Annotated in this window: 22 protein-coding genes, 2 tRNA genes and 1 CRISPR repeat array; of the genes, 4 read left to right on the forward strand and 20 right to left on the reverse strand. The window is 38.3% G+C overall.

The annotated features are described in order from the left end of the window. Positions 1-3 precede the first annotated feature (3 nt). From zapE to proC, 5 genes are read right to left on the reverse strand one after another with little or no spacing between them, the layout of a single operon-like run. Positions 4-1,128: a cell division protein ZapE gene (gene zapE, locus ACA100_RS11375; RefSeq protein ID WP_481077822.1), complete on the reverse strand. Its 1,125-nt coding sequence runs from the start codon at positions 1,126-1,128 to the stop codon at positions 4-6. A gap of 13 nt (positions 1,129-1,141) precedes the next feature. Next, a complete protein-coding gene (gene tadA, locus ACA100_RS11380; protein WP_481077823.1) occupies positions 1,142-1,612 on the reverse strand; it encodes a tRNA adenosine(34) deaminase TadA in 471 nt (156 codons plus the stop codon). Beyond that, positions 1,602-1,892, reverse strand: coding sequence for a DUF167 family protein (locus tag ACA100_RS11385; protein WP_481077824.1), 291 nt, complete (start codon positions 1,890-1,892; stop codon positions 1,602-1,604). The genes tadA and ACA100_RS11385 overlap by 11 nt, the downstream gene beginning before the upstream one ends. Continuing rightward, positions 1,892-2,461, reverse strand: a complete 570-nt coding sequence (locus ACA100_RS11390) for a YggT family protein (RefSeq protein ID WP_481077825.1) — start codon at positions 2,459-2,461, stop codon at positions 1,892-1,894. Before ACA100_RS11390 ends, ACA100_RS11385 begins: the two co-directional genes overlap by 1 nt. Further along, positions 2,458-3,288, reverse strand: a complete 831-nt coding sequence (gene proC / locus ACA100_RS11395; protein ID WP_481077826.1) for a pyrroline-5-carboxylate reductase — start codon at positions 3,286-3,288, stop codon at positions 2,458-2,460. The genes ACA100_RS11390 and proC overlap by 4 nt, the downstream gene beginning before the upstream one ends. Before the next feature lie 163 nt (positions 3,289-3,451). Between proC and ACA100_RS11400 the strand changes: the two genes are divergently transcribed. Both ACA100_RS11400 and ACA100_RS11405 read left to right on the forward strand, forming a co-directional pair. Beyond that, a tRNA-Gly gene (locus tag ACA100_RS11400) sits at positions 3,452-3,527 on the forward strand. 66 nt (positions 3,528-3,593) lie between these two features. Next, positions 3,594-3,669 (forward strand) — tRNA-Gly (locus tag ACA100_RS11405). Between the two features lie 38 nt (positions 3,670-3,707). Here ACA100_RS11405 and ACA100_RS11410 read toward each other — a convergent pair. Then, complete coding sequence (locus tag ACA100_RS11410) at positions 3,708-4,232, reverse strand: hypothetical protein (RefSeq protein ID WP_481077827.1); 525 nt, start codon at positions 4,230-4,232, stop codon at positions 3,708-3,710. Between the two features lie 118 nt (positions 4,233-4,350). Here ACA100_RS11410 and ACA100_RS11415 point away from each other — a divergent pair, with 118 nt between their 5' ends. Beyond that, positions 4,351-4,803 carry a YaiI/YqxD family protein gene (locus ACA100_RS11415; RefSeq protein ID WP_481077828.1) on the forward strand — a complete coding sequence of 151 codons (453 nt, stop codon included), beginning with the start codon at positions 4,351-4,353 and terminating at the stop codon, positions 4,801-4,803. A gap of 302 nt (positions 4,804-5,105) precedes the next feature. Continuing rightward, a CRISPR array of direct repeats spans positions 5,106-7,774; the repeat unit is 28 nt; unit sequence TTTCTAAGCTGCCTATTCGGCAGTTCAC. A 201-nt stretch (positions 7,775-7,975) separates the two neighbouring features. Here ACA100_RS11415 and ACA100_RS11420 read toward each other — a convergent pair. Genes ACA100_RS11420 through ACA100_RS11445 form a run of 6 tightly spaced genes read right to left on the reverse strand, consistent with a single transcriptional unit; the run spans position 7,976 to position 15,140 of the window. After that, a complete protein-coding gene (locus ACA100_RS11420) occupies positions 7,976-9,628 on the reverse strand; it encodes an electron transfer flavoprotein-ubiquinone oxidoreductase (protein WP_481077829.1) in 1,653 nt (550 codons plus the stop codon). A 41-nt stretch (positions 9,629-9,669) separates the two neighbouring features. Next, complete coding sequence (locus ACA100_RS11425; RefSeq protein ID WP_481077830.1) at positions 9,670-10,599, reverse strand: electron transfer flavoprotein subunit alpha/FixB family protein; 930 nt, start codon at positions 10,597-10,599, stop codon at positions 9,670-9,672. Positions 10,600-10,610: 11 nt separating this feature from the next. Next, positions 10,611-11,360, reverse strand: a complete 750-nt coding sequence (locus ACA100_RS11430) for an electron transfer flavoprotein subunit beta/FixA family protein (protein ID WP_481077831.1) — start codon at positions 11,358-11,360, stop codon at positions 10,611-10,613. Between the two features lie 21 nt (positions 11,361-11,381). Beyond that, entirely contained in the window at positions 11,382-12,803 is a 1,422-nt protein-coding gene (locus ACA100_RS11435) for a purine-cytosine permease family protein (RefSeq protein ID WP_481077832.1), read from the reverse strand. A gap of 49 nt (positions 12,804-12,852) precedes the next feature. Beyond that, on the reverse strand, positions 12,853-13,998 hold the full coding sequence (locus ACA100_RS11440) for an acyl-CoA dehydrogenase family protein (protein ID WP_481077833.1): 1,146 nt from the start codon (positions 13,996-13,998) through the stop codon (positions 12,853-12,855). Positions 13,999-14,012: 14 nt separating this feature from the next. Beyond that, a complete protein-coding gene (locus ACA100_RS11445) occupies positions 14,013-15,140 on the reverse strand; it encodes a CaiB/BaiF CoA transferase family protein (RefSeq protein WP_481077834.1) in 1,128 nt (375 codons plus the stop codon). A gap of 312 nt (positions 15,141-15,452) precedes the next feature. Between ACA100_RS11445 and ACA100_RS11450 the strand changes: the two genes are divergently transcribed. Further along, positions 15,453-16,193: a UTRA domain-containing protein gene (locus ACA100_RS11450; RefSeq protein WP_481077835.1), complete on the forward strand. Its 741-nt coding sequence runs from the start codon at positions 15,453-15,455 to the stop codon at positions 16,191-16,193. Between the two features lie 15 nt (positions 16,194-16,208). Here ACA100_RS11450 and ACA100_RS11455 read toward each other — a convergent pair whose 3' ends face one another. From ACA100_RS11455 to cas1f, 8 genes are all read right to left on the reverse strand, one after another. Continuing rightward, positions 16,209-17,111 (reverse strand): pyridoxal-phosphate dependent enzyme, encoded by a 903-nt coding sequence (locus ACA100_RS11455; protein WP_481077836.1) that lies wholly within the window; start codon positions 17,109-17,111, stop codon positions 16,209-16,211. A 21-nt stretch (positions 17,112-17,132) separates the two neighbouring features. After that, positions 17,133-17,834, reverse strand: a complete 702-nt coding sequence (locus ACA100_RS11460; RefSeq protein ID WP_481077837.1) for a helix-turn-helix transcriptional regulator — start codon at positions 17,832-17,834, stop codon at positions 17,133-17,135. Between the two features lie 232 nt (positions 17,835-18,066). Continuing rightward, complete coding sequence (cas6f, locus tag ACA100_RS11465; RefSeq protein WP_481077838.1) at positions 18,067-18,669, reverse strand: type I-F CRISPR-associated endoribonuclease Cas6/Csy4; 603 nt, start codon at positions 18,667-18,669, stop codon at positions 18,067-18,069. Positions 18,670-18,681: 12 nt separating this feature from the next. After that, complete coding sequence (gene csy3, locus ACA100_RS11470) at positions 18,682-19,659, reverse strand: type I-F CRISPR-associated protein Csy3 (RefSeq protein WP_481077839.1); 978 nt, start codon at positions 19,657-19,659, stop codon at positions 18,682-18,684. Between the two features lie 24 nt (positions 19,660-19,683). Next, positions 19,684-20,859 (reverse strand): type I-F CRISPR-associated protein Csy2, encoded by a 1,176-nt coding sequence (gene csy2, locus ACA100_RS11475; protein WP_481077840.1) that lies wholly within the window; start codon positions 20,857-20,859, stop codon positions 19,684-19,686. Further along, complete coding sequence (gene csy1, locus ACA100_RS11480) at positions 20,856-22,349, reverse strand: type I-F CRISPR-associated protein Csy1 (RefSeq protein ID WP_481077841.1); 1,494 nt, start codon at positions 22,347-22,349, stop codon at positions 20,856-20,858. The genes csy2 and csy1 overlap by 4 nt, the downstream gene beginning before the upstream one ends. After that, positions 22,346-25,636: a type I-F CRISPR-associated helicase Cas3f gene (gene cas3f, locus ACA100_RS11485; protein WP_481077842.1), complete on the reverse strand. Its 3,291-nt coding sequence runs from the start codon at positions 25,634-25,636 to the stop codon at positions 22,346-22,348. The genes csy1 and cas3f overlap by 4 nt, the downstream gene beginning before the upstream one ends. Continuing rightward, positions 25,633-26,571 carry a type I-F CRISPR-associated endonuclease Cas1f gene (gene cas1f, locus ACA100_RS11490; protein WP_481079130.1) on the reverse strand — a complete coding sequence of 313 codons (939 nt, stop codon included), beginning with the start codon at positions 26,569-26,571 and terminating at the stop codon, positions 25,633-25,635. The genes cas3f and cas1f overlap by 4 nt, the downstream gene beginning before the upstream one ends. Between the last annotated feature and the right edge of the window lie 69 nt (positions 26,572-26,640).

Genomic DNA, 26,640 nt, shown 5'->3' on the forward strand with positions numbered 1-26,640 from the left:
CCCTTATGCCTGTCTCTTAGGTTGCTGTAAATACGTTTCTGATTGCATTTCGATCAATCGGCTCATTGTGCGATCGAATTCAAAATCTAAAGCATTCGTACCTTTGGATTCATACAAATCTGCTAAGGAAGTTTCTGCGCCAATCACAACTTTAACGCCTTGATCATAGAATTCATCGATCATAATGACGAATCTGCGCGCTTCATTTTGACGATCGCGATTCAATAATGGTACGCCGCTTAAAAATACAGTGCCATATTCAGAAGCTAACTTGATGAAATCCTGAGATGCGCGAGGTTTTGCACAAGCTTCTTTGAACGTAAACCAAGTTGCATCACCACCCACTTTGAGCATTTCAAATGAATGGCCATTAATATCACGTGTGATTGGGCCATCGCTGTGTCCAACTAAATCATCAAATGATGCTTCAAAATGTTTTTGTTGTTCATCTACAGAACCTGTAAACCAAACATCTGCGGCTTCCAAATGGCGCATACGATAATCATTGTCACTATCTAAAGGCACAGAAACTAAGCGTTTTTTAATGATTTCAATCGCAGGCAAGAATTTCTCGCGCTGCAAACCATTTTTATACAATTCATCAGGTTCACGATTTGAAGTTGTGATAAAGAAAATACCTTCATCCAAGAAAGATTCTAGTAAACGATATAAAATCATTGCATCTGTAATATCAATTACATGGAATTCATCCACACAGAGCACTTTGCACTTTTTCGCGTAACTTTTTGCCACCAATTTCAATGGATCGGTTTCACCTGCAAAGCTGCGCAATTCATTATGTACATCTTGCATAAAATGATAATAATGATTACGAATCTTTGGTACATCAATGTTGTTATAAAACAGATCCATTAAAAATGTTTTACCGCGCCCCACTCGCCCATAAATATAAATCCCACGAGGATCTGCATAACGCTTAGCATTATCTGGCACAGTTTTCATTAACTTCTGGAAAAATGAAACCTTACTCGTATCCACAGCAGGCTCATCATTCATGATCTTAGTTTTGAGTTTATCGTACTCTTCTGCCACTCTTAATTGAATTGGATCAACGTTATAACCACGCTGTTCTATCTCTTTCAAGTATGCATCCTTAATGGTTGACATATTTTCTCCTCGCTCACTTCTTTTTTTGTAGTTTGCGTCTTTCTCTGAAAAACGACTGTATTAACGTTCGGCACTCTGTTTCTAATACAGCAGATGTAATGGATACTTTATGATTAAATGATTCAAAAGTATTCACATTCAACTGCGTACCTAAAGCACCATGGCGCGAATCCCCTGCGCCGTAAATAATTCGCTTCAATCGACTGTGCACAAAACTCCCTGCACACATCATGCAAGGCTCTAAAGTGACATATAATTCACAATCAATCAGACGATAATTTTGTAAAACTTCCCCAGCACGACGAATGGCAACAATCTCTGCATGCGCTGTTGGATCATTGGTTGTAATGGATTCATTAAATCCGCGAGCAATGATCTCTCCATCTTTAACAATGACAGCACCGATTGGAATTTCCCCAATAGCGGCAGCTTTTTGTGCTTCAATCAAAGCCTCTGCCATAAATAACTCATCATTACTCAACATGAAAACCTTCTGGAAACTGACTGGGTGATGGAATGCGAAAACGTTTATCACGAGACAATTCACCTGATTCTATCGTGATTCTACTTTGTGCAACGCCAAAAGCCTTACCTAAAAATTTTTTCAAATGAGCATTAGCTTTACCATCCACTGGCGGCGTATTAATCCTAATTTTAATACTTTCCTCGCCAATTTCTTGAATCTCATTTTTCGATGATTTTGTTGTCACTCGAACATTGAGAATCAAATCCTCGCCCTCAAAATAATATGCGTGTTTTGACATCATCCGCCTACATTCAAATTTGCCAAAAATGCTTTAACAATATACAAACCTGATTGTACCAACATTATGATGAATAAAAGAATCATCGGCTTAAAATCAATGTTGCGATAACGCACTTTAAATTTTAATAGGCGCATCAATGGATTTGTCAGCCTTTCTAAAATATCTAACACAATGCGAGCATTGGGTGAATCGCGGAACCAACTACAAATCGCCACAAAGATCAATGCATAGAAATATAACGTCAAAATATCCTGCAAAATATCAATGAGAATCATCCCAAATACTATCAAAGGCGCCATTGCAACGCGGTTTAAAGCCATTAATAGTAGATATTTAATCAATCCAACAATGATCACAACAATAATGCAAGACCAATCCCAACTGCTAAATACTGGCGTAATTCTACGAACAGGCAAAACAATTGGATTCGTCACACGAACCAACATCTGCACCATTGGATGGAAAAAGTTAACTTTTACGCACTGCAACAAAAAGCGCAATAGCACCAATAAACTGACACAGTTAAAAACTAACTTAATAATAAATTCTAAAAGTCCTGCGATCATTCTTGCCCTCTAATTTTTTCTGCCAATTCTTCTGCCAATGTTTCACTACGATTCACCGTCGCCATCATGGCTTTTTCCACAATACTCGCTAAATCACTCTCTTGAAAGGAGATCATTGCTTGCTCTGTTGTACCTTTGGGCGAACAGATACTACGAATCAACTCATCTAAACTCACATCTCCAATATCAGCAAGCTTCGCGCTACCTAACATAGTTTGAATCGCCATTTTCGTAGCAACTTCTTCATTTAAACCTAATTTTGCACCCATTTGCCCAACTAATTGTGCAAAGTAGAAAAAATATGCAGGGCTTGAACCCGCAACTGCGATCACTGCATTGATCTGTGCTTCTTGTTTCACCCAAGTTGCCATGCCGCAACCTTCAAAAATTTCAGACACAACATTTTGCTGATCATCTGAAACATTAGCATTGGCGAATAATCCTGTCACACCGTGACCAACTTTTGCTGGCATATTTGGCATTGCACGGACAATCGCAAAATCATCCCCCTGCAATAAATGCGTAATCACATCCACTGTTACGCCCGCAGCAATGGAGATCACCACTTGATGTTTTTGAATCAACGGTGCAATTTCAGGTAAAAAATCTGCGAAACCTTGTGGCTTAATGGCAAGCACAATGAAATCAACTTCAGATAAAAAATAACGATAATGATCAAAAGTATTGATCTCGTAACGCTCTTTTAATACAGCTTGGCGATCCTCACTTGGATCAGCAACGAAGATGGATGATGGTAAGAAGTTTTTAACAAGCCCAGCAATAATGCCTTCTGCCATATTACCGCCACCAATAAATCCAATTTTCATGCTGCAATCCTCTTCATTAAAATTATTCAATTTTACAAGAGTGTGACCAAAGTTCATAGCGACTAATTTATGGGTATTCATGAATTAAATTCCTTAAAAAAATCCAATGATCAATATTTATACAGACATCTTCTGAATTTTATGTATAATACGCTTCTCTTCTGCGGGAATAGCTCAGTTGGTAGAGCACAACCTTGCCAAGGTTGGGGTCGCGAGTTCGAGTCTCGTTTCCCGCTCCAAATTAAAGTCCTTATTGATTTAAGGCAAAATGATGAAATACCAAAACATCATTTAAACCGTTTTTTGCGGGAATAGCTCAGTTGGTAGAGCACAACCTTGCCAAGGTTGGGGTCGCGAGTTCGAGTCTCGTTTCCCGCTCCAAGTTTTAAAGCCCTTCGATGAAGGGCTTTTTTATTGCCTTAAATCTCCAACTCACGAATATCGTTTAACCATTGCTTGCCTTCCCGAGTAACTTTATCCATCCATTCATCCGTTAAACCGTGATACGAGCGATCTGAATATAAGTAATAAGCCACATGATCATCTTTTACCATAAAACGAAAGATCATATATTCAGTCATATCTCCGCTAATACCCATTTTGATTAAATAGTATTCTCCCCGAGAAGCATCCTTACCACTGTAATAGGTTTTAGAGAAAAAAGGCTGCGTAGTATCTTTTGCCATAGTACTAAAATAAGCTTCTATATCCTTAGCTTTCACCATTTTCAACTCTGAATATGTCACCATTTGATTAAAAGTTTCTAGCGCTTCACCTTGTGGCAAATATTCCACAACAAAGACATTTTTCGATGAGTTTTCACCCTCAAAAGCATGAAAATATGTTTGTTCAGCAAAAGTGATTTTTTTTGGATATTGTGTTTCAGCCTGAACAATAGCGAATAAAAATAGACAACCAACGACAAGAGTTTTAATTATTTTCATATCAATCCCTAATATTTATTTGATCACCATATTAGCAGAATGAAATTAATTCGCTTTATTGGCGTGATCCTGTCAAAATTCACGTTTACTATTTTATTGATTCAACTAAAGGAAAAATATGTCAATTTGGGTGGATGCGGATGCTTGTCCAAAAGTGATTAAAGAGATTCTATATCGTGCGGCTAAGCGCGAATCCATCATGCTCTATTTGGTTGCCAATCAAATTCTCTCTGTACCACCATCGCCATTTATTAAAACATTAACAGTACCCAAGGGTTTTGATGTCGCTGATGATGAAATTGTTAATCGCATTGGGGAAGGTGATTTAGTGATTACTGCGGATATTCCATTGGCAGCAGATTCCATTGAAAAAAAAGCCCATGTAATCACTCCGCGCGGCGAACCTTTAACTAAAGACAGCATCGGCGGACGATTAACTATGCGCGATCTCATGGATACATTACGATCCAGCGGTGTACAAACTGGAGGACCGCCGCCATTGTCACAAAAAGATCGCCAGCTCTTCGCCCAAGAATTGGATAAATGGTTTAATCAACGTAAGAATGCTTAAAATACGACATTCAAAAGCGGGCGATGTTTCCATTGCTCGCTTTAATCGCCGTACTTATCGAAAAGTTTATCAATCCAATTAAACAAAAAATATAATAAAATTAATTTAAAAACTAAAACTCCAATCCATAACAAAGCCCAACCTAGAAAAACTAATACAGCAAGAAAAAAATCCATTGGTAATCTCCTTGGTAATTTGTTCTTTACATTATAACCCTATTAACCATCCGCTCATTGCTACAAAACTTTTAAGCTGCATTCGGTAGTTCACTGTATTTCTATATCTCGATTCGCTTACTCTCTTTTCTAAGCTGCCTGTTCGGCAGTTCACATAAAGGCTTTGAATATAACAGCGCTCGCCACTTTCTAAGCTGCCTATTCGGCAGTTCACAAACTAAAGGAAAATCCTCTAGCTCTTCTCATTTTCTAAGCTGCCTATTCGGCAGTTCACATAGATCTTCTGAATATACCTGATCGCGAAAGTTTCTAAGCTGCCTATTCGGCAGTTCACTTATTTGATGCTGTTTACGATGAAGATTCTCATTTCTAAGCTGCCTATTCGGCAGTTCACTTATTTGATGCTGTTTACGATGAAGATTCTCATTTCTAAGCTGCCTATTCGGCAGTTCACCAATTTGAGTTTAACAACGGTGCAATTGATCATTTCTAAGCTGCCTATTCGGCAGTTCACTGGATAGTTACATTGCAGGCGTTCATCAAGAATTTCTAAGCTGCCTATTCGGCAGTTCACGTGATTATGTAAAAGTATCACCTAACTTTCCTTTTCTAAGCTGCCTATTCGGCAGTTCACCAAGCAAAGTTTACAGCAAAGGGTGTTGAGTGTTTCTAAGCTGCCTATTCGGCAGTTCACCACATTTTGGGCAAACATAATAAGCAGTTGATTTTCTAAGCTGCCTATTCGGCAGTTCACGCACCACGTTAAGCCATTACGCACCCTTAATTTTTCTAAGCTGCCTATTCGGCAGTTCACAATATATCCCAAGTGCGATTTTTATTAGAAAATTTCTAAGCTGCCTATTCGGCAGTTCACTGGGAAATACTACGACTTAGATACGCAAATATTTTCTAAGCTGCCTATTCGGCAGTTCACTTTATGCGTAAGTTATTAAAATTGAAGCAAATTTTCTAAGCTGCCTATTCGGCAGTTCACACCAAGCTGGACATTTAGCTGAAGGCAAAACATTTCTAAGCTGCCTATTCGGCAGTTCACGATCAACTGAGCTGTTTGTAAAGGCATTTGGTTTTCTAAGCTGCCTATTCGGCAGTTCACAACCTGACATTTTCGTCACCACACAATTTTCATTTCTAAGCTGCCTATTCGGCAGTTCACAAGCGATATTTCTCACAGCCATTCTGATGATATTTCTAAGCTGCCTATTCGGCAGTTCACAATTATTACATGATGAACATTCATATTTAGCATTTCTAAGCTGCCTATTCGGCAGTTCACAAATGACTTACAACGTAGATCCTGTATTGCATTTTCTAAGCTGCCTATTCGGCAGTTCACCAGGACAACAGCTTAATCATAAGTTGATAGAATTTCTAAGCTGCCTATTCGGCAGTTCACTGAAGATGTATAGCCCATCTGTGCAGATTTTTTTTCTAAGCTGCCTATTCGGCAGTTCACAGCAAATCAAAACAACAGCACTTGAATATCTTTTTCTAAGCTGCCTATTCGGCAGTTCACATCTTGATGCGAGCATCTTTTGTTTCAATGATTTTCTAAGCTGCCTATTCGGCAGTTCACTCGATTCTTTGATTGAAGCAAGATATAAAAAATTTCTAAGCTGCCTATTCGGCAGTTCACTAAACGTAGTCATTTTTTCAAATTCTTCATGCTTTCTAAGCTGCCTATTCGGCAGTTCACCATCTTTTTGCCATCTGCATCAATGTTTTGACTTTCTAAGCTGCCTATTCGGCAGTTCACTGAACAATCCGCCGAATGACTTTGAAGTGATTTTTCTAAGCTGCCTATTCGGCAGTTCACAGTTACCACCCATCTTTAAAACCAACAAAGCATTTCTAAGCTGCCTATTCGGCAGTTCACTTGCATGGGGAATGGCTGCGGAAGAGCATGGCTTTTCTAAGCTGCCTATTCGGCAGTTCACATTATGACGGCAACATTGTCGCCTAATACTCATTTCTAAGCTGCCTATTCGGCAGTTCACGGTATTTCATGAATATGTCTGGGTTTCGGCAATTTCTAAGCTGCCTATTCGGCAGTTCACCAATTATTTACAACGGCCAACATATTTACGATTTTCTAAGCTGCCTATTCGGCAGTTCACAAGTGCCATCTATTTCATCTAAAACCATATCATTTCTAAGCTGCCTATTCGGCAGTTCACCGCACTATAGCTATTAGAAGATCGTTGAATAATTTCTAAGCTGCCTATTCGGCAGTTCACCAAACTTAATGCCTGAACAACCACTTGATCTATTTCTAAGCTGCCTATTCGGCAGTTCACTACTTTCAGTCTTCATTTGTTTATCTCCAATATTTCTAAGCTGCCTATTCGGCAGTTCACATGATCGATGTTGAACTTGCAGACTTTTTTGATTTCTAAGCTGCCTATTCGGCAGTTCACGACTGCGTTTAATAAATGCGGTCTTTTTTATTTTTCTAAGCTGCCTATTCGGCAGTTCACTTGAACCATTGCTGCATTAATCTATTTTGAGCTTTCTAAGCTGCCTATTCGGCAGTTCACGTAAAGTTGAATTAGATTCAATCTTAAAAGAATTTCTAAGCTGCCTATTCGGCAGTTCACATATGACATTCATCCAACTCATATCTTACAGATTTCTAAGCTGCCTATTCGGCAGTTCACGAAGCGTACTTACTTAAACAGCAACTTAAAAATTTCCAAGCTGCCTATTCGGCAGTTCACTCGATCATGGGTGGCGCTTTAGCTCGCTGGATTTTCTAAGCTGCCTATTCGGCAGTTCACAGTAGATTTTACTCTCAAAGTGATGGAAAAACCATTCTTCTCAGGTCAAACCCCATAAAATACCAATCTTTTTTCATAATAATATAACTATATGATTTATATGTATTTAATTTTCACTAAAAAATTTTGGGTAAAAAAAAGCCCATTTGTAAAAACATGGGCAAGAGGATCATCTCTAATTACAAGTGGGATTTGGATTATTTACATCTCTGCATAATTCGGGCCATCGCCACCTTCTGGTACGTGCCACACTATATTCTGCTTAGGATCTTTGATATCACACGTTTTACAATGCACGCAATTCTGCGAATTAATCTGCAAACGTGGTTGATCATCTTCCATTAAAATCTCATAAACGCCCGCAGGACAATATCTCGTCTCTGGTGATGCATATAAAGCATGATTCACATCAATAGCGATGGATTCATCCTTGAGTTTTAAATGTACAGGCTGATTTTCGCGGTGATTCGTACCCGATAAATAAACACTGGATAAACGATCAAATGTAATGATCCCATCTGGCTTAGGATAAGCTATCGGCGCAGCATCCTTTGCTAACTTTAAAGATTCATGATCTTTGTGCTTATGCTTAAACGTCCAACCGCCACGACCTTTTAAAATATAATCTTCTAAGCCTGCATACATAATCGCTGGAATGAAACCGAACTTAAATGCTGGGCGAATATTGCGAGAGCGCCATAATTCTTGATATGCCCAACTATTTTTAAAATTCTCTGTATATTGCTCAACTTCTATGCCAATACCATCTTCACACCCCAAAACATCTGTTTGCACAAGCGTTTGATAAATCGAATCTGCCGCCAACATGCCAGATTTCATCGCCATATGAATGCCTTTAATGCGTGGAACATTCAAAAATCCCGCTGAATCACCCACCAAAACACCGCCATTGAATGTCAGCTTTGGCATACTTTGAATGCCACCTTCGATCAGTGCTCTTGCACCGTACGCAATTCTACGGCCATTCTCCAATAAAGGACGAATACTTGGATGCAATTTAAAGCGCTGAAACTCCTCAAAAGGTGATAAATAAGGATTCTCATAATCCAAACCCACAACCATGCCTAAAGCAACTTTATTATCTGTTAAGTGATAAATAAATGTACCACCATAAGTATCACGCTCCAACGGCCAACCTACGGTATGCACGACTTCACCTTCATGATACAAAGGCGAGTCAACCTCCCAAACCTCTTTAATACCAATGCCATAAGTTTGTGGATCACTCTCTTTATTCAACTGGAAATGCTTAATGACTTGCTGACTTAAAGAACCACGACAACCTTCTGCAAAAATAGTTTGCTGTGCGTGCAACTCCATGCCTTCCATATAACCATTGGCTTGCTCGCCATTGCTATCCAGCCCCATATCGCCTGTCGCAATACCTTTAACAGCACCAGATTCATCGTATAAAATTTCACTGGCTGCAAAACCTGGATAAATTTCAACACCTAAATCTTCAGCCTCTTTTGCAAGCCAACGCATAAATACGCCCAAACTGATAATACAATTACCGTGGTTATTCATAGAAGGTGGCACGGGCAGTGATTTTGCTTTCTGCTCTGTAAGATACAAAAATTTTTCTGTAGTAACATTTTGCTGAACAGGTGCACCTTTCTCTCGCCAGTCAGGAATCAACTCACTCAAAGCTTTAGCATCCAACACTGCACCAGACAATGTATGCGCACCTACTTCCGAACCTTTCTCTACGACACAAACAGAAATTTCTTTGCCATTGTGACTCGCTTCCTGTTTCAATCGAATGGCAGCACTCAATCCCGCAGGCCCAGCGCCCACAATCACTACATCGAACATCATACTTTCACGCGCCATTTAACCCTCCTATACATCCTTATCACTATTGTTAATAGCTTTTATAACTGCTCTGTTAACTGTGGAATGATTTCAAAAATATCTCCCACCAATCCGTAATCTGCAATTTTAAAAATCGCCGCATCAGGGTCTTTATTAATGGCTACAATCACTTTACTGCCTTGCATCCCTGCAATGTGCTGAATCGCTCCTGAAATCCCTAACGCCATATATAATTCAGGTGCAACGATTTTGCCCGTTTGCCCAACTTGATAATCATTGGCGACAAACCCAGAATCCACAGCAGCACGTGATGCACCAATTGCTGCATTTAATTTATCTGCCAATGGCGTCAATAACGTTTCAAATTGCGCTTTACTCTGTAATGCTCGACCACCAGAAACTATCACTTTGGCTTGCCCTAATTCTGGTCGATCACTTTTACTTAAATTTGCTGATACAAACTGCGTTAAGTTTGTTGCTGCAACTGCGTCCATAGTGACGACACCTGCATTACCACCCTCAACATTAGCCGCTTCAAAAGCTGTAGATCTAAAAGTTAAAACCAAAGTGTCTTCTGTTGTGGTAACAGTTTCGATCACATTTCCTGCGTAAATAGGATGCTCAAATGTGCGATCACTCAATACTTTTGTAATGTCTGAAATCTGACTAACATCCATCAGCGCCGCAACACGTGGCATTAAGTTCTTACCAAAGACAGAAGCCGTTGCCGTGAATGCGTCATATTGGCCTTTCAAACTGGCAATCAATGGCGCCAATTCTTCAGGCAGCTGATGTTGATAGTGCGCTGCATCAACAGAAATCACATGACTAACACCTGCAATATTCTTAGCAGCATTGACTGCTTTATCTTGCTGAAAACCTGCCACTAATACTGTCACTTCACCCAATGTTTGCCCTGCTGTAATAGCATGCAAAGTGGAATGAAGAATCGCATCATTATTGTGCTCTGCAATCACTAATACTTTCATAGTTCACTCCTTTAAATAACTTTTGCTTCATTCTTCAATTTGCTCACAAGCTCTTCAACACTTGCCACCATCACACCAGCTGTACGCCCTTCTGGCTCGCGCAATGCTTCCACTTGTGTTTTCAATTGAATATGACAGCCCAAACTATCAAGATCGATCACCTCCAATGGTTTACGGCGCGCTTGCATAATGTTCGGTAATTTAATGAAGCGCGGCTCATTCAAGCGTAAATCAGAACTGATCACAGCAGGTAAAGAGAGCGATAAAGTTTCCATACCGCCATCAATTTCACGCGTAATGACAGCACGATCACCTTGAATATTAATCTCATTAATGTAAGTACCTTGTGATGCATTCAATAATGCTGCCAACATTTGCGGTGTTTGATTCGCATCACGATCAATGGATTGTTTACCCAATAAATACAGTGATGGCTGCTCTTTTTCACCAATCTTTGTGAGAACTTTAGCAACGCCCAATGAATCAAGCTTCATATCTGTATTCACTAAAATGGCTTTATCCGCGCCCATGGCTAAAGCTGAACGTAAAACCTCTTCAGCACCTTTTGGCCCAATAGAAACCACTACAACCTCTGAAGCCACACCTTTTTCTTTTAAACGCACAGCTTCTTCCACCGCAATCTCATCAAATGGATTGATGGATAATTTCACATTATCTGTTTCCACAGCGGATCGATCACCTTTCAATCGAATTCTCACATTGTGATCAATCACTTGCTTAACTGCCACTAAAACTTTCATATAACCTCCTAAACTTAACCTTTACTGCTCATCTGGCAAAATCAATTGATCTGGCACATTTTGAACATACTTTTTCGTCAATGCGTAATACAAAATCGAAGGAATCACTAAACCAATAATCCAAGAGATATCCACGCCATTCATCAATGAATTCAATAAGAAACCTGAATAGAAACCTGTGTCGATGAATGGAATTTGGATCAATACACCAAAGAAATATGTACCAATGCCGATCATGTTCCATTTACCATAACGCCCATTAGGATCAGACAATGCAGGTACGTCATAACGCTCTTTCGTTACCCAGTAATAATCCACTAAGTTAATGGCGCTCCATGGCGTAAAAAATGTTAATAAGAAGCCTAAGAATGACGTGAAGTTATCTAAAAATTCACCGCGCCCTAAAATCGCGATCAAAACAGATGCACCCACCATAATAAAAATGTACAACAAACGTGTTGTTTGCGTGATCTGTGCATTACCTTTAAAGCCACTCACAATGGTTGCCATCGACATGAAGCTACCGTAAGCATTCAAAGTTGTGATCACAACTTTGCCGAATGCGATGCTGAGATAAAGCAAGCTCGCCACCAAACCCACTGCACTTAAACCCACAATGTATTCAATTTCATGATGACGGAAGTTTTCACCACCAATTTGCGCCGCAGCCAATACACCAAAGATCATAGAGATCTGAGTACCAATCACCGTGCCACTACCAACAGCAAAGAACACCTTAATTTTTGAAGTATTTCGTGGTAAATATCTTGAATAGTCGGCAACATAAGGGCCAAATGCGATCTGCCATGATGCAGCTAAAGAGACAGAAAATAGGAAATACTTCCAGCTAAATTCTCGGATTGCCAATAATGCACCAATGTCATACTGCGTCATCAAACGATAAAACATGTAGCAAAATGTCAAAATCCCTAAAACAGTGGCAATTTTACCGATCAAATGGATCAACTTATAACCCACAATGGTGAATGCGATGATCAAAGCCCCGAAGATCAAAATCCCCATATCATCATTTACGCCCGCTAATTTTCCAATCGCTTGCCCTGCCAATACAGAGCCGCTTGCTGAAAAGCCAATGTACATCATACATACAAGCACAATGGGGATCACAGCACCATAAACACCAAATTGGACACGACTAGAGATCATTTGTGGTAATCCCAATTGCGGTCCTTGCGCACCATGAAGCGCCATAACCGCACCGCCCAATACTTGCCCGATGAATAAACCTATGATGGACCAAAACACATCCGCCCCCAATACAACTGGGATTGCACCCACAACAATCGCTGTGATTTGTAAATTTGCACCAAACCATAATGTGAACTGGCTCCATAAGCTGCCGTGTCTTTCACTTTCTGGAATATAATCTATGGATCTAACTTCTAATAATTTTCTACCGCCTTCTTGCTCCTGAACACTCATAAAAACCTCCTCCAAGGTGATTGATTTTTATCTCTCTTGCCTTTCAGGCTTATTGTTGAGAGAAATTATGCAAGATCGTTCTTGCTATGATGATTTTTTGAACTTCTGATGTGCCTTCAAAAATTCTTAAAATGCGCGCATCACGAACATAACGCTCTATCGGCAAATCTTGAATAAATCCATAACCACCATGAAGCTGTAGCGCATTGTCTGTAATAAAACCTGCCGCTTCTGCTGCATAGAATTTTGCAACGGCAGATTCCAAACTGAAACGTTCTTGATCATCACGTGCTTTGGCTGCCTTCAATGTTAATAATCGAGCAGCTTCTAAGCGTGTGTACATTTCTGCTAATATCCATTCAATGCCTTGATATTCAGCCAACTTTTTATCACCAATGTTACGCTCCGTACTCCAACCTAAAGTTGCTTGATAAGCTGCACGTGCAATACCGAGCGACATAGATGCAATCTCAATGCGACCACGATCCAATACACCCATTGCTGTATGAAAGCCTTTACCCTCTTTACCCAACAAAGCAGAGTCTGGCAACCAGCAATCCACAGAAACTTCATAAATGGTGCTACCACGTAAACCCATTGTTTTTTCAGGGCTAGAAAACTCAACGCCAGCAGTGCCTTTTTCAATGATGAAGGCGCTGATACCACGCGCACCTGCATCAACGTCCGTTTTGGCATACATCACAATAAAATCTGCCTCTTTTGCATTGGTGATGTAATGTTTTGTACCTGTTAAGCGCCAACCATTGCCTTCTTTAACTGCTCGTGTTCGCATATCTACAGGATTGGATCCTGCTGCTGGCTCTGTCAATGCAAATGCACCCAACAACTCCCCTGCTGCTGATTTTGGCAATAGCGCTTGCTTTTGCGCTTCTGTGCCACCAATCAATATTGAGTCAGTTGCTAAAAAATGTGCAGTCAATGCTGAACATGTGGATGCACAAGCAGAAGCAACAGATTCCACAACGCGACTAACAGCTGGACCACTCAAACCTAATCCACCATACTCTTCTGGCAAATGCACACCCATAAAGCCCAATTGCCCCAATACTTCTAAGCTCTCTTTACAAAATGCACGATTTTCATCGTATTCCGCGGCTTTCACTTTTAAAAAATCATCGGAAACTTTTTCTGCTTCCTCAATGATTGCTAATTCCATTTCATCAAACTGATACATAACTCATTACTCCGCTATTTAATTTCATCATTCGCCTCGCCCAATACAGGCGCCGGCTTATTAACATGTGGCTTTTGACCATTAAAAAATACTGGTTGTGGCACAATCGGATACGATTGCCCTTCCACATCCACTAAAATATTTCTAAACTTGGATTGCTCGCTATACGCTGCTTGCTTCAGATTCCATACTGCAGACACTGGGATACCATCATTACCGAGCTTTTCGCACACTTCGTCCACACTGAATGCACGTGCCCAATCTTCGATGATCGCCTTTAACGCTTGCTCATTAGTGGTTCGTGTTTCATCTGTTAAAAACCTTGAGTCTGTTGCAAGTTCAACTTGCCCGATGCTTTCACAGAATTTCTGGAATAGACGATCACTGGCAATTGCAATCACTACCAAACCATCTTTAGCTTGATAAGTATCGAAAGGCGTAGAAATTGGATGACGATTCCCCACTAAAGAGGGATTTGCACCCGAGAATAAACTTGCTAAACCTGTCACTTGTAGAGATAACAATGCATCAAACATCGCAACATCAATGTACTGTGCTTCACCTGTGCGTTCCCTTGCAAATAAACCTGATGAAATAGCCCAAGAAGCATAAATTCCCGCGATGATATCGCCCATGGATTCACCAACGCGCGTCGGGCCTGTTTCTTTAAAACCAGTAATACTCATCAACCCTGACATGGCTTGCGCCACAATGTCATACGCAGGATATTTAGCAAAAGGACCATCCTGACCAAACCCTGAAATACTTGTATAGACAAGTTTTGCGTTATATTCTTTTAAGCTTTCAAAATCAATGCCTAAACGCTTTGTTACACCTGGACGAAAATTCTCAACAATCACATCGGCAGTTTTAACCAACTCAAGAAAGCGATTCATATCTGCTGGCACTTTAAAATCAAGCTCAATACTGCGTTTACCTCGATTAATCAACGCATAATAAATGCTATCGCCATTGGCATCGAATGCGCCCAAATGGCGACTATCATCACCGTGATTTGGCATCTCTATTTTGATTACTTCTGCCCCAAGATCCGCTAACATGCTAGTACAATAAGGACCCGCAAGCACTCGACTAAGATCCAATACGCGTATGCCATCCAAAGGCTTTTTCATGTCACTCATTATGACAACCTCCAACAGTGAAATTAATTTCAACAGACAATAAACACCCTAAGAACTATGCTACATAGCTCCTACATTCATCTATTGCTTTATCCTCCAACTTGCCCTAGTAAAATATTTTTATGGGCTTAAATCATTATATTCACACAAAACAAAAGTTGTCTAGACAATAATTATAATTATATATACTTATTTTAATTTTATGCATTTTGTAGCCACATTAAAATCCAAATAAAGTTCAAGTAAAACAATATATTTATATTAATATTTAAGGTATAATCATCCATTCCCAATTTGGAGTAACATTCAAAGATGTCTATACCAGTTTATAAAAAAGTACAAAATTACATCCTTGAGAGCATTGATAACGATCTTTTTGAAGAAGGGGAACAAATCCCCTCTGAACATATTCTGGCAAAAAAATTTGGCGTCAGCCGAATGACAGTGAACCGCGCCATTGTTGAATTGAGCCAACAAGGTGTCTTAAAGCGCATACAAGGCAGCGGAACTTTTGTTGCAGGTAAACGCGTAGCATCACCGCCCATCCGTATTATAGATATTTCTAAAGAGATACAGGATCGCGGCAGTGCGTATAAGATAGAGATGATCACACAAAAACTACTATCTTCCCCCAAAAGCATCGCTAAAAAACTAGAAATACCAGAAGGCGAAACCGTCTATTTTTGCCATTTATTACATTTGGAAAATGATGTGCCATTGGCGATGGAAAAACGCTATGTTTCTCGCACACTTGTACCGAAATTCTTTGAACAAGATTTCTTGAAAGTTTCACCAGGCAAATATTTATTAAGTCACTACGATTTTGTAGAAATGGACCAAACCATCGAAGCAATGATCACAACTGAAGAATTGGCAAAATTCTTACAAATCGATGAAAATTCTGCATGTTTAGCCATAAAACGCAGAACTTGGAGCACGATAGGATTAATCAGCTATGCTGAATTCACCTATCCTGCTTGCCGTTATAAATTACAATCTCATTTAACATTACGAGATACAGAGATCTTTAAAATCCCGACAGATAGTTTATAAAAAACACCACGATCCTTAAAATGCCTGCAAAGATGCTGTTGTAGTCGTTGATCCACCACAAACGATGACAAGAACATTATTCATATCACGCAGATCCACAAGTTGCTGATATAAAACTGCTAATGATGCACCACATGCAGGCTCAACCAATGCTCTATGATCATCCAAAAATGCTAAACAAGCATCCACCGCTTGTTGATCACTGACAGTTACAGGGATGATATCTCTCTCTTTTGTAAGATTAAATGCCTGCTGTGCAACTTGTTGAGCACCCAAAGATGTTGCAACGCCTGTTACCTCAGGAATAGATACAAGCTTTCCTGCTTCTATCGAGGCCTTTAAAGATGACATCCCAGCCGTTTCAGCTGCAAATATTGGAATATCAAGCTCATTGCGCTGTAATCCCTTATGAACACCAGAAAGCAAACCTCCACCACCAACAGACAAAATCACAGCATCAGGACGTAATCCACTGGCAACCACTTCATCAATCATGGATGCATGACCTTCCCACAATAAAGGATCATCAAAAGGATGAATGAATGCATCATGCTCCCCCAACAATAAACGAGCCAACTCATTCGCCTCCGCCCAAATTTTGCCATGCACTTTAACCTCTGCACCTTCTAATTCTAAAAGATAGCGCGCACGCGCAGACGTGGATTCTGGCACAACAACCGTCACAGGCACGCCTAATTGCCTACCTGCATATGCGACTGCTAAACCTGCATTACCTCCTGAGGAAGAAACAAAACGCTTTGCACCACGTGCAACATGATATTCACAAGCATGCCCGATGCCACGAATTTTAAAAGAACCTGAAGGCTGCATTGATTCCATCTTCATCCAAATTCGTGTGTGATTAAGCTGCCCTAACGCTAGTGATTCTAATAAAGGGGAATTTATACTTAAAGACATATGATTCACTCCGTAAAAATATCAAAGATCATTTTTTAATTCATCGAGGTAGTTATAAATGGTGTATCGCGTAACACCAAGCGCTTCAGCTGCTTTCTCCACACCGCCTTTCATCAAAAATATCCCCCGTTCTTGCATTTTTTGAACAGCTAAGAGATTAGCTTTTTTGCTTCCTGAACGTTTTTTACCACTATTTAAGTCTGTTGCTTGCTGAATAATGTCCTCCATTAAATGTTCAATACTATTTTCAACATTAACATCCTCTTGATTAACTAACGCCCGTTGATTTGGCCCAATGTTAATGCCTGATATGAGCTGCAATAAAGATACAGCCTCATTAATCCCATTGTTATTGACGTTAATACACAGCGCCGCGAATGGTTTGGCATTGTTATCTCTAAAAATTGCCGTACTACTTCGCAAAGATGTACCATCATGGGCGAAAGTCTCGTAATCTGTTAATAGCGTAATTTTCTGATCATTTTTATCCAAAGCTCTCGCAAATCCTTTATCTTTTCGCATACCTGCCAAAACGGGATCGCCCTTTTTACGCCCAGTAACATGCCCATTAGCAACTGCAATAATCGAAAACTCTAGGCTTCTCAAATCATGCAATACTAACTCTGTATTGCCTGGCAACACACAACCGATTGCATGCACAACCATCGTTAAAATTTCCAATACTTCTTGCTGATATATCTCTGGATCTACACTATTTGTCATATTCATCTCAACATAAATTCAACATTATATTGAAATAATACTTTAATCATGCAAACTTTCAACACAATGTTTAAAATTTATAGCTAACTATTATGCAATGAACATAAATTTCACTCATAAAAATAAGCAAAAACCAAAGATAGATGATCATTTTGATCACAATACCAATGATTTTTGCTTACATAACAACATATTGATTCTTATGTTTATTCAAACAATCAGGTGCTATTTATTAAAACTCAGGCACAGTAAAAGCTGTCTCCTTTGAATTTAAGCCATACGTTGTGAAACTTGCTTCTACACTCTTAGAATCTACAATTTTTTTCTCAATGAACAGTCTAAACGACTGATCCTTTGATAAGCTTTTCATTTGCACATATGGCAAATTTGTCCTTTGCATATCCATCGATTGATAAATCCCCAAAGCTTCCTCATAACTAACATTGTGCCGTTTTGCATAACGACGCGCTAATCTTTCAGGATTACTCTTCACTTGATGACGTTGATAAATCGCATAACCTGAAACATCCTTAGGCACTTCTTCGATCTGCTTAATTTCCATATAATCCGTTAAACGCGCCAACCAATGGTTTAAATTTAATACCATCAGCGCTTCACGTGTTTTAGCAAAAATACGGATTTTTTTTCCTAAAGTAATCTTCTTTTTTTCCAAATCATATTGATATTGAGGAAAAGATACAGCAAAAGCCACTTGATTACTCTCATCCTTTTGTTCAACAAACGCTAAATGTAATTGACCATATAATTTAGACCAAATGAAGTAAGGTGTAAGCCCCTCTTGATCTATGAGAGTTATCTCTTGATAAAACTTCATATTCCCCTCACTTTACTTAGAACGACTAAATACACCGCCACGGATAAGATTACCAACAATGTAAGCTTGTTGCTCAATAGCAAGCTCTGTATCATTTACCCAATCAATCATCAGTGAATATAAATCTCCTTCTTTTTTATTTTTACGGAAAGCATCCCCTATCTGAGTTACAGCACCAAAAGGCTCTATTGCAATAGGTAATTGCATATCGGAAAAACGAGGGTACCACGTATCAATCGTGCGAATCGCATTGCCAATTTTCACATTGTGCATTGCTGCACAACCATTTAATTGAAATAAAGTTTTGCCTTTTTCACCCATATTCATTTCTTGTGATGGAAATACATGCTGCTGATGTCCTAATTTTACAAAAGCATCTACTTCAATTAATGAAAAACTTTGTGCATCTCCTGTCAAACCTTTAAATATAATATCGGCTAGTGCTTTAAAATCAGTATTATCACTAGATTTTTCAAAATCTATTAAAGAAAACTCATAGGCATTAACAATAAATTTTTCATCTCCAGCTTTAACAACAATCTTAACTTCTTCTGCACCTACTCGATTACGCCATAAAAAACGACCATTAACCAAATTATAAGCATAACGATTTGCCAAAAGGCGAATACCATCACCCTCTTTAAAATTGGTGACTTTCTCTTGAATAGCAGCACTAAAATCAGGGGCATTACAACCAAATGGAACACCTAAATTACCAACAATTCTCATACTAAAACTAACTTTTAACGTATCATGCACTAATGGTAAATTAGCATCATCACTATCCGATGAAACAGGATTAGGTTTGACTTTGTTACCATCAGATGTTCCCTCTGCACTTTGAGTTGAACGATTTTGACGTTTAGTAATAGGAATTTCTTTCCATTTTTCAGATAATGCAATATCCTTCCAATCTCCCGAAAACATTAATGCATCAGATGTTTCTAATTTACGCTCAAAAGCCAACATACTTGGTAATTTAATTGACATATTTTTTCCTCTTTTTATATAAAATTATGCATATGGATCAAAATTATTGCCTAATTCTTCTACGAAACTCACACTTTCTATTAACTGCTTACAAAGATACCAATCCTGCTCATAAGGTGCGTAGCGCCAAACACTTCTCTGCCAATCCTCAATTTTTTTAAGACGATGGACACTTTGCCACTCACCTATTGAATGTACTGATTCAACAAAACAAATATCAGTTTCTGCATCGCGGGCTCCTTCTATCTCACCTGCTGGAAATAGCTCTGTAATCGCTTTATAGCCCGTCATAATTGGCACTAAAAAACCTGATTCTGGTTTTTTTACATATTCCCAATTAGCAGATACTTTTTCATTAGGATCGACATAGCTGTACCACTGTTCAACCAATTTAGAATCAAGTTTGCTCTGATTGTCATCAAAATAACTCAATAATTCGTTAGGAATATAATCTGTATGATAAGGTTGCTCTTTGTGCTGTAACCATAGATCATTTAAGCTGGATAATATTTCATCATCAGCCACTTTTTTTGATAAATAATCATCAATCAAATGGCAAATTGGCCTAGCAACTTGTTTTAGAGCAATAAAATCAAACCAAGCATCTAACATCTCTGCTTTTGGATTAATCTTTTGGAGATTTAACCAATGTTTTTCTAAATAATCTGATCGATCTTGCAATACGAAACCTGGAAGCAATTGATACTTTATACGTTTTAATTGATCTTCATCTGACAAATCGACCAGTTTTATACTACCAATGCTCAAAATTGTTCCACCCGCCAATCGTTGCAATTGACAAGAATTTTCAATAAATTCAATAAACTCATCTTCCAATCCCTCTAAATATCCTGTAACAGATATTAATAAAGAAACTGTCATATTCATCTTAGCTTCTTCATTGATTGCAGGATCTTTTAAAATTCCTTGCTCAAACTTCAAGCCCAAATATTGCGCTGTTTTATACTGACTAAAACGTATATTACTTGCTTCTTTATAAGTTAAAACATTTTGCTCATGAGCAACCACAGCACAACCATTTAAAACAAGATGATTAAAGCTCTCAACATTAATAACTTTTCTTTCTAAGTTATGCGAAAATCCTAAAAAATGAGTAATTGCAGGAAATCCCCAAGTAAACCCAGAAACGGCATTAGCATTTTGAACCCTAATTCGCTCAATTAATAAAAACTGGCTCATTCATTATCCTCCTGTAGCGCTTCTAAGTTTCCCAATGCAAATATTTCTCTAAAGTTTTTTTCAAACAATTTACACCATAATTTTTTGTGCTCTTCTTGAGGCGTAAATTTATTATTGGCTTTTCTCAAGCAATAATTAAGCCAATTGGCAAAATCCTCAATAACAGCGGCTTGCCAATTGTGTTTTTGTAAATCTCTAAAAGATTCATCGCTTCGATGGCAATCTAATAAAACTTGTTGTTCTTGTTTTAAGCGAATATCAGCAACCATCGACCAACCAGTAGGAAGTGCTTGTATCGTTTTAACATAAACAATAACCTCATCAGTTAAATCCTCCATCCACCGTTCAATCCAATAAAATCTTTTAGGATCTTTGATACTTAATTCTAACAACTCAAAACGTACTAAAAATTCAGCCAAATATTGAATTATTTCTTTCACTTGATAATTGCGCGATAATTCAAAGAAAAAACTATTCTGATAGATAGGTGGCTTAAGTTGGGATTGCCATAGAGGTGATTGACAGGAAAACAATCCTAATCGCCCACCTCTTTTACCATTTAGCTGAGATGCGTTGCCATGATTACTAGCAGTCACTAAAATATTGGCTCGATTGGGAAAATTAAAATATTGTTCGGAGGCATACTTTTTAGTATTACGTGCCTTAAATGTTTCATCTGAGTTACGACGCGAAAATTCAAAAATTGCTTGAGCTTTTGAGGATGAAACCACATTTACCAATAAATGGTACTGTCTTTTTTTAATAGGAAAATATACTTGCTTTAATAAGGTATGGGCTGATGATGTTCCTTCATTTAAAGATGCACCAAAGCCTTTATTCCACTCTTTCCTTTGATGATCATTTTGAGTAAAACATGTCAATAAATTAGTATCCAAATTATTAAAATTTGCCACTAGTTTTTGACCATTAAATTCCAACTCCAAAAATTGATAAATGGGAGAATATTGATTCCCACGAACAGCACCATCTACAGCAATGTTTTTCAAACTAGATGTTGAAATATATCTTTCCTTAATCGATGATCTACTATCAAAAAATGATGTACTATCAATTGCGGCATGCGTTAACTTAGATACGTGCGTTGCAAAACTGACGTTTTTTGCATTATCAGCAGCCCAAGAAATCCAAGTATTAGGAGAAAACTTATCAGCAAGCATTTGTTTTTTTAAATTAATTTCCTCAATCAATGACTCATACAAAATATCATTGGGTTTTTCCTCAAATTTTGATAAGCATACAATTTGTTCTAGAATAAAAGCCGATTCTTGCTGATCTGCAGATCTTTTATTTTTACGATCTAAAATAAAAGCTATTTCATCATTATTATAAAAATTTTCTTTCTGATACTTATCATTAATTTCTTTAAATAATTCTTTTAAATATTTAGAAAAATCTGCTTCAAATTTCTCAGCAAAAAAATTTGTCATAACTATTTGCCAACCAGCTTCATTTTGCTCATCTAACATCATTTAACCTCCTGATATACACCAAAATTCTTAGAATATTGATAGATCTTGATATCATTTTTTTGATAACTTACTAATCGTAACTCCCCAAAACGCCGTGCTGTTTCTTCTATATCAATCCCCAAATCAATTGATAACTCTTGATAAATTTTAAGTGGATCAAGGTCAAACCAAAAAGTGATATTTTGATTGCTTTGAATCTCTACATTATTAATTTCAATACCAGATCCACTAATCTCTCCCATTGTAGCAGGATAAACTGATTCATTTTTCCATCGCCACACTAACTCATCATTTTTAACTAATAAATATAAAGATTCATCTTTCACTGATTTTCTAAAAGGTTGTAAGCGCTGTAAAACCCCGCTCCAATGAACTTGCTCTTTCCACCAGACTTTCGCTGATTCATCAATCAAAAACAGTTGATTTAATAGTGCTTGATGCTCAAGAGCAACTAAATTATCTATCGGGCTCTCTTTAGGTTTTATCACCCGCTCAATCGCATTGATATTTTGATATTGCCGTACTTGTAAAACATCTTTAAGTTGGTGACTCTTTAGCTTTAATCTTTCACCTTCAAACCCAGGATTCTGAAAACAATACTCATAACCTTTTAAAGATCTTATATTCTGATTAAGAAGAAAAATATTTTCAGATTCAGGAATAATATCTCTATGCCGCAATACACGCCCTGCGATTTGAATGATTGAACGCATAGAACTTGGCTCAATAATCGCCCAATCATAATCATGATCTCGCCCAACTTCTGCCACGGGAGAAGCTAATACGATAAATATTTGATTGGCGGTTTCTGTCTTTTCAATAAGCTGCTTCATATCAGGAGGTGGCCACTCTTCTTTTCGATTCAACACGCTATCGAGCTTGCTTTCTAGATAAGAGCGAACAGCCAAAGGATAATGGCTGTGATAAACCGATAGGTGAATATGAATATCATCAGGAAATTCGAGTTGACAAAGCGCTTTAGCTACAGCTACTAGCGGATTAATATTAGCCATTCTAACAAGACCAATAGAAACTTTTTTATTGGCCACATCAACATGATTATTCTGATGAAGCGCCAAAGCACCTTGTAAAATTGTACTCGCAAAATCATGATAAATATGATCTGTTTGCTGTAAACTTGGTAAGCAATTTCCTCTATGTTTAACCACAGAATGTTTAGCTAAAAACTCAATGCGTTTTTGCACAAACTGTTCATGCGCTGCAATAAATGCTTTGTGATCATTAACTTCACTGATAATAGCTCCATTTGTAGATCGCTCATCAAACCACGCGCAATTAATTGTTCTATTCCAATTTTCAATATTGGTTTTAGAATATTCCGCCCAACCACTTTGATACGCTTGAAAAGCCGCTATGGCCAGATCAGGCGGCATCGTTGCCGTTGAAAGTAGTACCCGACTTCCAAGCATTCCCGCCCAATGAACTAAACGACACAATGCGGGCAAATCCCCCAAACCGAAATCATCAGGCTCATCAATAACAAGATCAGAAGTCAATAACCGCAACATTGGTCCAATCTGCTTTCCACCTTTTGTACCATCCGTTGCAGGCATAAGATGGTCAATCGTACAAACCAAAACAGGAGCTTGTAATAATTTCTCAATACGAGGATTATTTTTCGTCCATTCATACAGTGGGTGTTCAATCCCAGATAAATCATAATCTAACTCCATACTAGGATCCAAAAAGTCCTCCATTGACTCACTGCCTGAACCAAAATCTTCTCGTGCTCCACGTTTATTCTGTTCATTCTCAAACAAAGTCTTAACGGCTGTACCCCCTACAGCAATCGCTAATTCCTCATCAGATAATTTCAATTGTTTGCGATATTCTCTCCCTGTTTGTAATGTCAAAGTTCTCAACCCTAAAGCTACAGTAAAACGACATTCTTTATTACAATCAGCTAAAGCATACATAATTTTAGCATTTGCTATAGTCTTTCCTTGACCTGTAGATGCCATATTAATGCCAAAAAAACCTTGCTTCTCACTACTTTTACTTTGTTTTAATACCTCTTTTTGTGCTGATATTTGCCATGCAAAGCGTTCATCAATAATTTTTATATTTTTTAAAAACTGATTATTTTCTAAAGATAAAAGCTCCGATTTTAATTTCGGTAAAGCACGTATAATTTCTTTAGCATTCTCAGAAACACCTATTAAGTGCTCATCTAATTGTTGTTTTAGCTCACCTGTTACTCTATCTGTATTTGCATATACTTTGTAATTCGGAGCTTGCCATCTCTCAGTGACCGTATCCTTTGCTGAATAATAATGATCTGCTAGCATTAAAGCCATTCTTGCTAAATGTGCTGTAAATAAATCATCATGTAATAGGTTTTGTTGGCCTAACAACTTTATATTTTCTAAAGCTTTATCAGCGGCTTTAATAACCCTCAACCGCCATTTTGCACTTTTATATGGTAATCCTTCTTGTGAAAAATTCCAGTTTTCAGGCATTAAATCTTGAATATCATCATCCCTAAAGTTATATGAGTTCCAATAAACTTTAAGTTCCTGTTCAAACCAAGCATAAAAAGGTGTAATTTTCTGCTGATTAATAACTTCTAATTTAGTTTCTGATCTAAGAGATTTTTTCCAACTAGGCACAAAAGGTAATTTATGATGACTCAAAATTAACCAACCAACTAATTGAGCCAAAGGTGGCAAATTTGCCAATGGATTATTCTTACTTTGATCTATCCCATCCCTGAATAGAATATCTCTTTGATTTTTATTAATCTCAGTTAATGCTATCAACCATTCTTCATCTGTTTGATCACCAACGAAAGCTTGAAATATTCTTAAAGAAATCCATTCATGTCTTATCGGTTCATATCTATTTCGTCCTTCTCCTTTGAGCTTTGATTGAAATAAAACATTACTTTTTCCAAAATCATGAAACAATCCTGCAATCACTACCGCATCTTCCATAAGAGCTAGTCTTTGCCATTTTTCTGGATCAATATATTTATCAAATGTTTCACCTGTTACATTCACCGGCACAATGCCTTCACTATTAAACTTTTGTCGATTGCCGACAATCCATAATAGATCACTGCGCCGACGAGAGCGAATCCAATGGCAACTCACAGCAGTATTTTTTGTGGCAGTTTTACGAAGGAGCTTTTTCACCATCAAAAGTCCTTCTTCTGTAATGATGGTTTGCCAAACATTATCACCAATGCGATTGGCATAAGCATCTAGCACTCTTCTTGTTTTAGCGAGGGATTTTTTCTCACATTGACTGACAAAAGTGACGATCATAAAGCAATCCCTTTAACTTCATTAAACATAAAATCCAAACATTTATGCTCTGTGAATTTTTGCAAAACCTGCTGGCGGAATTCTTGCTCTGTTGCGTTCTCTTTTGCGCAAATGAATGCCCATGGCAATACAACAGCATCTTTAATCAAATCAGCCACATCGAAAACAAGCGCTCCTCGGCGAGTTTTGCCATGCATTACAGCAAAGCCATGAGGAATACCAAGCACCCACAAAGTACAAGCAGCCAATCCATAAGCTAAATAATTACCATGATTCAAAAAAGTATTGGCCAAATCACTTTCGCCATGATGACGACTAAAATCCGCATAATTTGTACACGTTGCCGCAAATTTATAGAGCTGCTTTGTCATCTGTGCTTCTGACAACAGTAGATCACCCACTTTAGTTAAATCAGGGATTCTGCGCTCGAAAAAATTAAGGGCCTGAGTGATTTCAGGTGCGCTGATGTCGAAGCCTTCTGATTTTAAATCACGATCTTTTGCCCAAGTTGTGCGAATAAACTCAATCCTAGCTTGCTGAAATTTTTTGGCAGCGATTAAGCGTTTATCATCATCGAACCAAAACTTCATCCAGCCTTGCATATATTCTGTTGGGCGATATTCGCTTTGCGGCGTCAGCCATTCGATCTCTGCCCCCATAAATAATGGCGTGCCGCCACCGCCACAAAAGCCTACTAAAACGCCCGCGCTTGCCAACATTCTCATAGCAGCTTGCGTCACAGATGTGCCTGTGCCTAATAAAATGACTGTTGTATTGGCAATGGGAATATTAAAGTATTGATTTTCTTTCTTCGCCTCTGTGAGATACAGCACTCGCCCATCTTTTTGCATCACTCGACAATGCTCTAAATAGAAAATATTGGCACGTTTGGAGTGCAAAATTGCTTTTAAATCTGAACCATGTAGATAATCCATCTCAACTCGCTTATCTTTATTAGAATGACTGATACTTGAATAAACTAAAAACATTTCCCTCAGTATTAT

Source organism: Wohlfahrtiimonas sp. XWW7 (genome assembly GCF_056716055.1).

Coding starts and splice junctions, on each gene's coding strand:
- ACA100_RS11390 (WP_481077825.1), bottom strand. CDS start 2,461: ATGATCGCAGGACTTTTAGAATTTATTATTAAGTTAGTTTTTAACTGT.
- ACA100_RS11450 (WP_481077835.1), top strand. CDS start 15,453: ATGTCTATACCAGTTTATAAAAAAGTACAAAATTACATCCTTGAGAGC.
- ACA100_RS11440 (WP_481077833.1), bottom strand. CDS start 13,998: ATGTATCAGTTTGATGAAATGGAATTAGCAATCATTGAGGAAGCAGAA.
- cas6f (WP_481077838.1), bottom strand. CDS start 18,669: ATGAAGTTTTATCAAGAGATAACTCTCATAGATCAAGAGGGGCTTACA.
- cas3f (WP_481077842.1), bottom strand. CDS start 25,636: ATGATCGTCACTTTTGTCAGTCAATGTGAGAAAAAATCCCTCGCTAAA.
- zapE (WP_481077822.1), bottom strand. CDS start 1,128: ATGTCAACCATTAAGGATGCATACTTGAAAGAGATAGAACAGCGTGGT.
- ACA100_RS11420 (WP_481077829.1), bottom strand. CDS start 9,628: ATGGCGCGTGAAAGTATGATGTTCGATGTAGTGATTGTGGGCGCTGGG.
- csy3 (WP_481077839.1), bottom strand. CDS start 19,659: ATGTCAATTAAATTACCAAGTATGTTGGCTTTTGAGCGTAAATTAGAA.
- ACA100_RS11455 (WP_481077836.1), bottom strand. CDS start 17,111: ATGTCTTTAAGTATAAATTCCCCTTTATTAGAATCACTAGCGTTAGGG.
- csy1 (WP_481077841.1), bottom strand. CDS start 22,349: ATGATGTTAGATGAGCAAAATGAAGCTGGTTGGCAAATAGTTATGACA.
- ACA100_RS11445 (WP_481077834.1), bottom strand. CDS start 15,140: ATGAGTGACATGAAAAAGCCTTTGGATGGCATACGCGTATTGGATCTT.
- ACA100_RS11435 (WP_481077832.1), bottom strand. CDS start 12,803: ATGAGTGTTCAGGAGCAAGAAGGCGGTAGAAAATTATTAGAAGTTAGA.
- ACA100_RS11430 (WP_481077831.1), bottom strand. CDS start 11,360: ATGAAAGTTTTAGTGGCAGTTAAGCAAGTGATTGATCACAATGTGAGA.
- ACA100_RS11460 (WP_481077837.1), bottom strand. CDS start 17,834: ATGACAAATAGTGTAGATCCAGAGATATATCAGCAAGAAGTATTGGAA.
- proC (WP_481077826.1), bottom strand. CDS start 3,288: ATGAAAATTGGATTTATTGGTGGCGGTAATATGGCAGAAGGCATTATT.
- ACA100_RS11415 (WP_481077828.1), top strand. CDS start 4,351: ATGTCAATTTGGGTGGATGCGGATGCTTGTCCAAAAGTGATTAAAGAG.
- ACA100_RS11425 (WP_481077830.1), bottom strand. CDS start 10,599: ATGAAAGTATTAGTGATTGCAGAGCACAATAATGATGCGATTCTTCAT.
- tadA (WP_481077823.1), bottom strand. CDS start 1,612: ATGTTGAGTAATGATGAGTTATTTATGGCAGAGGCTTTGATTGAAGCA.
- csy2 (WP_481077840.1), bottom strand. CDS start 20,859: ATGAGCCAGTTTTTATTAATTGAGCGAATTAGGGTTCAAAATGCTAAT.
- ACA100_RS11385 (WP_481077824.1), bottom strand. CDS start 1,892: ATGTCAAAACACGCATATTATTTTGAGGGCGAGGATTTGATTCTCAAT.
- ACA100_RS11410 (WP_481077827.1), bottom strand. CDS start 4,232: ATGAAAATAATTAAAACTCTTGTCGTTGGTTGTCTATTTTTATTCGCT.
- cas1f (WP_481079130.1), bottom strand. CDS start 26,571: ATGGATTATCTACATGGTTCAGATTTAAAAGCAATTTTGCACTCCAAA.